The sequence below is a fragment of the Robinsoniella sp. genome, from assembly GCF_034124845.1.
The window spans coordinates 1-10,030 of record NZ_JAWYAJ010000555.1; the positions used below are offsets into that span (position 1 = coordinate 1).

The 10,030-nt window shown below is 45.2% G+C and carries 9 protein-coding genes; 1 reads left to right on the forward strand and 8 read right to left on the reverse strand.

Annotated features, from left to right (window positions below; all coding sequences use genetic code 11):
• Positions 1 to 291, forward strand: a 291-nt coding sequence (locus ACH2DQ_RS27575; RefSeq protein ID WP_395028713.1) for a FadR/GntR family transcriptional regulator, incomplete at its 5' end; no start/stop codon positions are given.
• Between the two features lie 200 nt (positions 292 to 491).
• Here the strand turns inward: ACH2DQ_RS27575 and ACH2DQ_RS27580 are convergent.
• The 8 genes from ACH2DQ_RS27580 to ACH2DQ_RS27615 all read right to left on the reverse strand — a co-directional run.
• On the reverse strand, positions 492 to 1,106 hold the full coding sequence (locus ACH2DQ_RS27580; RefSeq protein ID WP_394914464.1) for an ABC transporter ATP-binding protein: 615 nt from the start codon (positions 1,104 to 1,106) through the stop codon (positions 492 to 494).
• Positions 1,096 to 2,043: an ABC transporter ATP-binding protein gene (locus ACH2DQ_RS27585; protein WP_394914463.1), complete on the reverse strand. Its 948-nt coding sequence runs from the start codon at positions 2,041 to 2,043 to the stop codon at positions 1,096 to 1,098. The genes ACH2DQ_RS27580 and ACH2DQ_RS27585 overlap by 11 nt, the downstream gene beginning before the upstream one ends.
• A gap of 9 nt (positions 2,044 to 2,052) precedes the next feature.
• Positions 2,053 to 2,874 carry an ABC transporter permease gene (locus ACH2DQ_RS27590; protein WP_138001741.1) on the reverse strand — a complete coding sequence of 274 codons (822 nt, stop codon included), beginning with the start codon at positions 2,872 to 2,874 and terminating at the stop codon, positions 2,053 to 2,055.
• Positions 2,875 to 2,902: 28 nt separating this feature from the next.
• The gene (locus tag ACH2DQ_RS27595) at positions 2,903 to 3,904 is read right to left on the reverse strand and encodes an ABC transporter permease (protein ID WP_394914462.1); all 1,002 of its coding nucleotides are present in this window, start codon (positions 3,902 to 3,904) and stop codon (positions 2,903 to 2,905) included.
• A gap of 126 nt (positions 3,905 to 4,030) precedes the next feature.
• On the reverse strand, positions 4,031 to 5,767 hold the full coding sequence (locus ACH2DQ_RS27600) for an ABC transporter substrate-binding protein (protein WP_394914461.1): 1,737 nt from the start codon (positions 5,765 to 5,767) through the stop codon (positions 4,031 to 4,033).
• Positions 5,768 to 5,941: 174 nt separating this feature from the next.
• Positions 5,942 to 6,967 (reverse strand): uroporphyrinogen decarboxylase family protein, encoded by a 1,026-nt coding sequence (locus tag ACH2DQ_RS27605; RefSeq protein WP_394914460.1) that lies wholly within the window; start codon positions 6,965 to 6,967, stop codon positions 5,942 to 5,944.
• A 39-nt stretch (positions 6,968 to 7,006) separates the two neighbouring features.
• Positions 7,007 to 8,137 (reverse strand): iron-containing alcohol dehydrogenase, encoded by a 1,131-nt coding sequence (locus ACH2DQ_RS27610; protein WP_394914459.1) that lies wholly within the window; start codon positions 8,135 to 8,137, stop codon positions 7,007 to 7,009.
• On the reverse strand, positions 8,134 to 10,030 hold a 1,897-nt coding region (locus ACH2DQ_RS27615; RefSeq protein ID WP_395028714.1), incomplete at its 5' end, for a glycoside hydrolase family 52 protein. The genes ACH2DQ_RS27610 and ACH2DQ_RS27615, both read right to left, overlap by 4 nt.

The following is a 10,030-nucleotide window of genomic DNA, read 5'->3' on the forward strand; positions in this document are numbered from 1 at the left end:
AATAAAGATCATACAGAATCCGATATCGCCTTCCATGCCTGCATTGCACGTGCCAGCAGAAACATTGTACTCCAGAGCATCATCCCCATTATCGATCGCAGCGGTATTGATTTTATAACTACTCTTACCCAGCGAATTCTAAAAGATGAGACTATCAAGACCCACAGAAAAATCGTGGATGCCATTCTGTCCCATGATGAAAAGGCTGCCTCAGAAGCTATGGCAGAGCATCTGAGTACAAATTTACATTATATGCAGTTAGAAATGGAAGGTGGTAATTCTGTAATATAACTGATATTTATGACATAACTGCAATTTATAACATAAATGTATTTATGTCATACATGATTTTTTATAGCTTAACAAACTTTTAGAAATAATGAGAGACATCTAACGGCAAAGCTGCTATTAAAATAGTGTCAAAAAAATAAAACACCAGATAAGCCGATTATCTGGTGCTTTCACAATTCATTTTATATTGTGTTTCAAAACTAGCCCATGTTCTGATCACGCAAATCCACAATTCTCGTACAAACCCGCTCAGCCAGCGCTTTATTATGTGTCACCATCAGCAGCCCCAGATTCCTGCTTTCCACTTCCCTAAGCATTAGTTTCCAGATCTGCGCCTGTGTAATCACATCCAGCATGGTACTCATTTCATCTGCCAGCAGGAAATGTGTTCCATGAAAGAGCGATCTTGCCACACAAAAACGCTGCAGCTCTCCCCCGGATAATTCCCGGGGATATCGTCCCAGCCACTCACTTTCGATGCCCAGAGCCTCCATTACCTCATCCCGGAACATGCCGGATTCCTCCAGTACTTTTTTCATCTTCCATCTGGGATTAATTGCCTTTTCGGGATGTTGGTAGATCAACTGGACAGGACAGACACCTTTGGGAATCATTGGTTTTTCATCCAGCAGTATCTCTCCCTGATCCGGCTTTATATAACCGCCCATCAACCGTAGCAGCGTACTTTTCCCATAGCCGCTGGGTCCCACCAGACCTACCCGCTCTCCTTCTTCCACTTTCAGATTCACATCCTTTAATATCCAGGGAGCATTTTCATGATATCGAAAACTGACATTTCTAGCTTCAAGTTGCATGAATACACCTCACAGTTCCCCCACGCAATTCCTGCATAGGTATTTTTTCTTCACATTCCTTTGTCCGAAGAGGACATCTTGGTGAAAACAGACATCCTTTAGGAAGGGCTTTTGCATATGGCTGAAATCCCGGTATGGGTTCAAATCCGTTTTGGGGCAGCGCATTCCAGAGCGCTTTGGAGTAGGGATGCCGCAATGCCGATGGTCCTGTGATAAAATCGGAGGATGGTGCCATCTCTACCGTTGTTCCTGCATAAAACACAGCCACCCTGTCCGCCACATGAAATGCCAGGTCAATGTCATGGGTAATTAATATCACGGATTTCCCGCTGTCCGCCATTTCCCGAAAGCACTGCAGTGCCTCTAATGCCATTTCCAGATCCAGACCAGGCGTTGGCTCATCTGCGATAATCAGTTGTGCGCCGCTGATAATTGCCGTGGAAACCAGGACTCTTCGTGCCATCCCCCCCGACAGCTGGAACGGATAATACTTTTCGATCTTCTCATCCAGTTTAAATCGTTCAAAAACTTCTTTTTGCGCATTTTTCTTTTCTTTTCCCGGATGCTCTCCCAATACCTGGGAACCAATCTGCATTGACGGATCCAGATAAGCTACCGACTGGGGCACTAATGCAATTTCCGTTCCACGCAGTGTTTCTTTCTTTTTTTGTGTTAAGACTTCTCCTTTATATAACATTTCACCGGATATTGCAGCATTTTCCGGGAGAAGTCCCATAACCGCATGGGCAAGCAGGCTTTTTCCAGAACCGCTGGATCCGGCTATCGCTACGATTTCCCCGGGCTTTACATCCAGGCTTAAATTCGAGATAACTTTCAGGTCATACTGTTCCAGACCGGTATCATACATATGGAAAGAAACTGATAAATCCTTTACCTGCAGAACAGGCTCTCTGAGTGAATCACTTTTTACAGACATTTTAACCTCCTATTCATGTGCACTGTATGGGTCTACGATTTTCTTTAAATTTTCACCCAGCCTGTCGAATAACAGAACAATGATAACCAGCATCAGTCCCGGGAAAAATGCCAGCCACCACATGCCGGTGGAAATATATTTCATGGATTCTGATAAAATAATTCCAATCGCCGGCTGTTCCGGTGACAACCCAAATCCCAGGAATGTCAGGGAAGATTCATGCATGATAGCATGGGGAAACATCAGGATTAATCCGATGATAAACTGGGGAACCATATGCGGCAGTATGTGGTTAATTGTAATCCATCTGCTGGAATGCCCCAGCCTTCTGGATACTTCTATGTATTGCTGGGAACGGATCTGAAGTACTTCACTTCGAATTAGACGCGCCAGTCCGGTCCAGTGTGTTACCGCAACTCCAATCAGAACACCTTTTAAACCTTTTCCGCAGGCAAATGATATTAAAATTAATAATACTGTGTGGGGAATTCCCATGACTAAATCAATCAGCCAGTTAATAAAATGATCCAGCAGGGTAGAACCGGATGCTGCAGCCACCCCTACAAATAGTGCAATTACCGCACTGACTGTGGATGCAACCGTTCCAACCACAATGCTGATTGACAAACCTTTTACCGTTCTCACTAACATATCTCTGCCCAATAAATCTGTACCAAATGGATGCTTTAAGGATGGCTTTAGTCCTTTTTGGGAAAAATCAGCCTGTATCAGATCATTGCTCATAAAAGTACCCGCAAGATATACCCCCAGTATAAAAAGAAAGATAACAATAATTGTAATAATCGTGCGTGTTCTGCGGTTTATGCGCATCTTTTTTACTTTCGTTCTCTCAGCTACACTATTGTTCACTCTGATATCCCTCCCTGATCTGCGGATCAACCACTCCGTAAATGATATTTGCAAGCAGATTTCCCGTGAATACAAAAACTGCACTGAATAACGTAATTCCCAGCAACAGCGGCACATCTGATCCCATGCCTGCTGCGGAAGCCGCTGCTCCCAGTCCCGGATAGGAAAATACCGTTTCCGCCAGTACCGATCCGCCAAACAATTCACTAAAGGAACCAAACTGCATGGTAACTGCCGGAAGCATAATATTGCGCAGACCGTGTCTCTTCAGAATGTGCAACCGGGACTCCCCTTTTGCTTTTGCAAAAAGCACATAATCGCTTTCCAATACATCTGTGAGCTTTTCCCGGGTATGCAGTGCAATATTGGCAAATGACAAAAAGCTCAGTGTCAGCGCCGGCAGAATAAGATGGTGCAGACGCTGCCAGATCGTGACCTGATCCGACGGCACTCCTTTGGGAACACTCATTCCCATAGGGAACCATCCCAGCTTAGCCGAAAAGACCATCAGCAGTACAATTCCAATCCAGAATGTGGGTATGGCACACATGGTCAGACAGATCTTTTTTAATATCCTGTCAGGCCATTTTCCATTGAATGCTCCCATAATACAGCCGATGGAAAATCCAATGATTCCCGATAGCAGCCATGCCGTAATCATAAGTGCCAGTGATGCCGCAAACTTTTCCCCTATAATATCCAGCACCGGTCTTCTATAGATCAGAGAGGTTCCGAAATCCCCATGGAGCAGGGATTTCGCCCAAATGCCAAACCGTTCCACAGGCGGCTTGTCCAGTCCCCAGTACTGGGCAATCTTCTCTCTCTGTTCCATACTTACATTTGGTACAGCGCCCACATACTGCTGTACCGGATCCACCGGCGACATACTTACCAGTATGAAGCTTATGATACTGATTGCAATTAAAAGTGTAACCAGCCTGATCATATAGCGGCCGGTAGTCTTAATAAATCTTTTTTTCCCCACTTTCATTTCTCCTTTTTCCAAAATTTATATACAAAAATATAATGTATAACACAGCTGACAGAATGCAATTTTAAAACACGCTCTAACGCAATTAGGGGACCCGGCTGATCCGCCTGTCCCCGTAAAGTTTCATTATGAATTCCATTTCCATTCTGCCAGATTTGCAATCAATGGCCATGCGGCACCATGTGCATGGATCCTTTGTTTACCAATATCCAGTCCGTCTTTTACATAATACAGATGTGACATATTCACATAGAATGCCCAGGGTGCTTCACCCCGCATGGAAGTACCGGTTGTCCCATCCCATTGTGCTTTCTTCCACCATTCCAGTGATTCTTCAAATGTCTTTGAATTCATAGCTGTATCCAGATATTTATCCACTGTTTCATTTGTAAAAAATTCAGGATTATAGAAATCAGTTTTTCCGGCATTGCTGCTGTGGAATAACATATAAGAAGTCATCGGGCTGTCCGATCCCCAGCCCATGATCATGGGTTCGGAGAACATTCTCTTCACGGTATCATCTGCACTGACACCTTCCACATTGATTGCAATGCCCAGATTTTCTTTCGCCTGGTTTGCTACCGACATGGCTACTGCCTGCCTCATGGAATCTCCTGCAAAATACATCAGGTTAAATTCAGCCTTTAACCCGTCTTTTTCCCGGACTCCATCATTATCTGTATCAATCCAGCCTGCATCTTCCAAACCTTTTACGGCATAATCAATATCCGTATCGATTTTATCCTCTTCGTTCCACCAGGGAAGTCCGTCACATTCAGAATATGCCGGGTTTGCAAAACCGTTCAATGCCTCACTGATGATTTTTTCACGGTCAATTCCATAACTCATAGCTTTTCTGACTGCAATATCAGAAGTTACATCATTACCGATTTTGTATCCGTCTTCCGTAACTTTTCCTTCATCGGGTACAGTTGGCATTGTTATTCCGCGGTTATCAACGGAGTCTACCGATTCCACCTGCATACCGTCAATCTGAGTGGTTGCCAGCGTTGCTGATGTAAGTGCAATGTCCACATCTCCTGACTGGGCTGCTACAAAACGGGCATCTTCTTCCTGCACAAGAAACACCGCTTTTTTAATTTCCGGCTGTTCCCCGTAATAATCTTCATTTACTTCAAAAATGAACTGCTGTCCCTTATCCCACTGGGTTAATTTATAAGGTCCTGACCCAATTGGCTCCATGCCAAAATTATCGGTATAGGAATCTTCCGGTACAATACCCGCTCCTGCCACCGTATAGATAAAAGTCACACATGGTTTATTTAGTTTAAATTCTACCGTATGATCATCAACTGCGGTACAGCTATCCAGCATTGTCAAATCCACATAAGTGGCTTTTTCTTTCGTTGTGTTAAAAGTAAATGCAACATCGGATGCATTCAGTTCTTCACCGTTTGTAAATTTAACGCCATCCCGGATTTTAAATGTCCAGGTTAATCCGTCTTCGCTCATCTGATAATCTGTAGCAAGGTCATTCTCCAGTTTATTATCTCCGTTGATTTTAACAAGTGTACTATAGAGCGGTGAACCAGTGTAACCAAATCCGGTACAGGGATCCCAGCTATCCGTATCATTGGAAAAACCAACGGTAATTTCTCCCGCTTCCATATTTTTGTTTTCGGTACCCTGGCTTTCGGAACTCTGAATGGCGCTTTCCTGGCTGTCGTTTCCCTGGCTCCCGGAATTTTTGCCTTCGGTACTCTGATTTTCCGTACTCTGTCCTTGTGCTGCTTTATCATTCTGCTTCGCAATTGTTGTTCCCGAATCGCCTGAGCTGCTGCAGCCTGATAAAATTGCTGTCATGCAAAATAGTGCTATGACTGTTTTCATTCTCTTTTTCATATTGTATTTCCTCCCATTTCTGTTGTGTTTTTCCATTATATCTATAAACAATATGTCACACAAGCTCCCCCTGGGGTTTTTTTTATTTTATAAGCAATATATTTAGAGTTAATGAAATTGTCAGAATTAGACGAAAAAAAGACAGTTACATTTTCTGAAAACTGTCTTTCATACTTATACCACTGCATACCCCACAGTTTCTTCATACAGCGCCCGCAGGCTTTCTAATTTCCAGTCTTCCGTCGATCCGTTCCCCATGGTAACCATTAAGCGTCCATTTTCCCGCCAATAGGCATCCAGAAGATACCTGACTTCCTCTCTCACCTCTTCCGGCGATCCAAAAGGTATCGTCTGCTGCACATCGAATCCCGCAAGAATACAAATCTTGTCTCCGTATAAGGCGGCAATCCTTTTTTCATCCATGGTATATTTTTGTATGGGATGAATGACATCCAGCCCAATTTCAATAAACTCAGGAAGAAACAACTCAATGTTTCCGCAGGTATGAAGCCAGAAATGGGTACCTAGTTCATGTGCCTTTTGGAATATCTGCTGATAATAGGGTTTGAAGAATTCCCGGAAGATATCCAGTGAAAAAAACGGGGAGTTTTGAGTTCCCAGGTCATCTGAGACAAAGAATCCGTCGATTTTCATTTCTGTGCAGGCTCTCTCCATAATCCGTATATAGAAGTCCGTTAGTTTTTGATAGAGGCGGTGGATTTCATCAGGGTATAAATAAAAATCCATCAACGCATTTTCCATGCCCCGCAGCGACCAGTGTCGTTCAAATAATCCATACCACCATCTTGCCAGGGTATATCGTTCTCCGGAGGGCTTCTTCTCCGGGATCAGCCCAGGATACTCAGGATCCGGAAATGTCTCAAAGAATTTTTCTGCATCCCCGCTCTCCCAGTCTTCAATTAAAATCCTGGCATCCCATCCTTTTTCCTTCATTTCTTCCATATCTGTGCCTGCCCAGCGGTAATCCGGATCATCTGCCGGAGCATGAATCAGATCGGGGATGTTCAGAAACACATCCTCGATGTCTCTGGGATAACCGGAAAGCCATGCTTCTCTTTCCTTTGGATTCCAGTCAAACACATTCTCTCCGATCCACAAATCATAGAGAATCGGCGGTCTGGATGCTGCTCCTCTGCCATCAATTACGTCTTTTACTTGCTGCTTGCTTAAACAGTTCATCTGCCTTACGCTCCTTTTCTTTCATGTGGGTGCCAGATTCTAATCCCGCTCATAGCAGGAAACCAGCAGCTCATACATTTCCTCAATGTCAGCCACTCTCGGGTTGTTCAGATAATCGCCCAGTACCTGTCCGCAGTCTGCAATCTCACGGATATCTTCCATGGTAACCCCCAGTTCTTTATAGCCAATCCAGAGTCCGATCTTTTTTAAGAAACTGTCAATTTCCTCACAGCACTTTGCTGCAGCTGTCTCTTCTGTTTCCGCCTGAAGCCCGGGATTTAAAATTCTTCCTACTGCTGCAAATTTCTCCACTGCTGCAGGGTAAGTGTATCTGGTAAATGCGGGATAAAATGCAGCCAGTGCCTGTCCGTGAGTCACCTGGGGACAGTGGCCTCCCACCTGCATGCCCAGTCCATGGGGCAGCGTTACCCCGGCATTGGCGTTTGTCAATCCGCCCAGGGTATCTGCCCAAGCCATCCTGGAACGGGCTTCCATGTCATTCCCGTCTGCCAGCGCTTTGGGCAAATATTCCGCAATGGCTTCTATGGCCTCCAACGCCATCCGTTCAACCATTGGGCTGGTATTTATCGAGAGATATGCCTCAAAATTATGGCAGAATGCATCGAATCCGGTTTGTGCTGTTACCGCTTTTGGCATACTCCTGGTCAGATCCGGGTCTACAATTGCAATTTTGGGGAAAATATTCCGATGCCAGACAGCAGACTTATCCTTGTCTTTTGTCCGGGTAATCACAGCACATTGGGTCACCTGTGAACCCGTTCCCGCGGTTGTCCCGATTGCAATTACCGGAAGTGTCTTATCTGTTGGTCCCTCTGTATGGCAGTTATAATCCCACACGGTACCGGGGTGTGAAGCCTCCACTGCGATTGCTTTTGCAGTGTCCATGGCTGATCCGCCCCCCAGTCCTTCTGTTACCAGATCAGTGGTGGGATTGGGTGCTGCACCGTCATAATGTGCCGTTTCAATACCTGCCCCCTGTAAAAGTTCCAGAACCCGGCGTGCTGCATTTACAGAGGATTTTCCTTTTCCGGTCACGAGCAGTGCCTTATTTCCAAACCGCTTTGCCAATTTTGCTGTCTCATCCAGCTTCCCGCACCCAAAGATTATTTCGGTGGGGCTATAGTAAGTAAGTGCCTTCATTTTTGTCATTCCTCCATCCATAAAATGCTTGTTACACCACGGGGATAATATTTGCTTGCACTGATAATGCCGCTTACAATCTGATCCGACCAGCACCAGTATGAATGCTCAGGATGGGTCAGCCAGTCCACGTGCGCCCGGTCTGCTTCTTCCATATAAGTCTTTCGGTCAAATCCAAGAATTTTCCCTGCAATAAACTCAGAGAGATATATTTTGCTGAGCCAGGAATTATTACTTGTGGAAGAGAGCTTCCATCCGCCGTCCGGAAAGATACAGACTCCCTTTTGCATGACTGTTTCAAAATGTTTTTTCAATGCCTGGATATATCCTCCGTAAATGCCGTCTTCTTTATAAGCTTCTTTTAAATCCAGCGCATATGGGAAAATCAACCCTTCAATTGCAGGAATGATCTTAGAATCATTATCCTCATCCATAACAGCCGGTATGTATCCCCCCTCTGTCATATGAGTCCGTATCGTTTCCGCACACCGCTGCGCCTGCAGTGCCGACTGTTTGGCAAGATCTTCCTCCCCGTTCGTTTCAAAATAATCTTTCAGTCCCACATAAGCTGCCCAGCATTTTCCCGCCAGATAGATATTGTTCCTGGCTTGTCCCAGAGATGCATCCAGGCTGTCGTAAGTGGTGATCTCCGCACCCCCTTTTGTCCGGGTGCTGTCCAGTCCCATAACCCCGTTTCGTTTGTGCTGATCGGGATGATCCCGGTTAACCATGCTGGCAAAACAGCTTTTCAATATTTCTTTGCGGCTGTCACTCCATGACTGATCGCAGGTATGTTTTATGTACACCAGGGCACAGCAGATCCAGTTTACCAGCTGCTCATGGCTCATATAAGAAAAGCAGTCCGTTAGCCTGCATTTTTCATAGGCTGACCGCCCCTCTGGTGCAAATATATTCGCCACGCCACAGTCATGGCTAAAACTGATTCCGCCCTCATACTCAGTGTCGCTGCCCGGAAAGCGTACCTTATCCTCATAGGAATAATGCCGGAGGTAAAAATCAAGTTCGTTACGGACCGTCCATGGATTCATTTTCATTTCAAAGAACAACTGGTCAACCGTCAAATCCATGGTATTCATCATTCGGAATTCGCCCTCATTGATCATCCAGAGCGGCTCACCGTCTTTGATCAGAAATTGTGATGAATTGTAATAACTTTTTATGGAATGCCACAACATAAAACGCTGTTCCGGCGTAAGGCTTTCCTTGTCAAATCTCAGGTTTGCCTCCCGGCATTTGTCTACAATCCGATCAAATACGGAAAGTGCATAGCTGCCCACTTCCTCAATGTTATGAAAATATCTGGTATAGTAATATTTTGTATCGATCCCGTAAGTTGCCTGTGCGCCATGATAAAAGCAGACTGCAAAACGGAAGGTCTTCTTTGTATCCGCAGGTACATCCAGCACCAGTAATGCTGTCTTTCCCAGTCGAAAGTTCCAGTTATCACGGTCCTCTTCTCCCAAAATGCACTCCGGGCAAAATCCGCCCGCCGGATGGGCATCCTGATCCAGGGTAAAAACCGCCAGATTTCCCCCCTGTCCCACACCATGCATTATTCCCTTGGAAAGAGGACGCATGCCATACCGTTCTTCTACTTCATTAAATCCGAAAAATGCCTTTCTTCCATTGGGGCATCCGCGGTTATCAATGGATAACTCAGCCAGTACAGCTGGAACAATTACTTCTTTCAGACATTCCTCGACGCAGGATTTTGGATCCGGTATGGATTCCACCTGATTATAGAGGGTGAACGTTATGTCTTTGGCTTTCCAGCTATCGCTGCTTACCCGGAAGTCTCTCTCTATTTCAGAAGTCGGAAACCGGTCAAAATATCCTTCCTGTTCCTGAGTGTCTTCTTTTTCCACATCGTACTGTTTACTC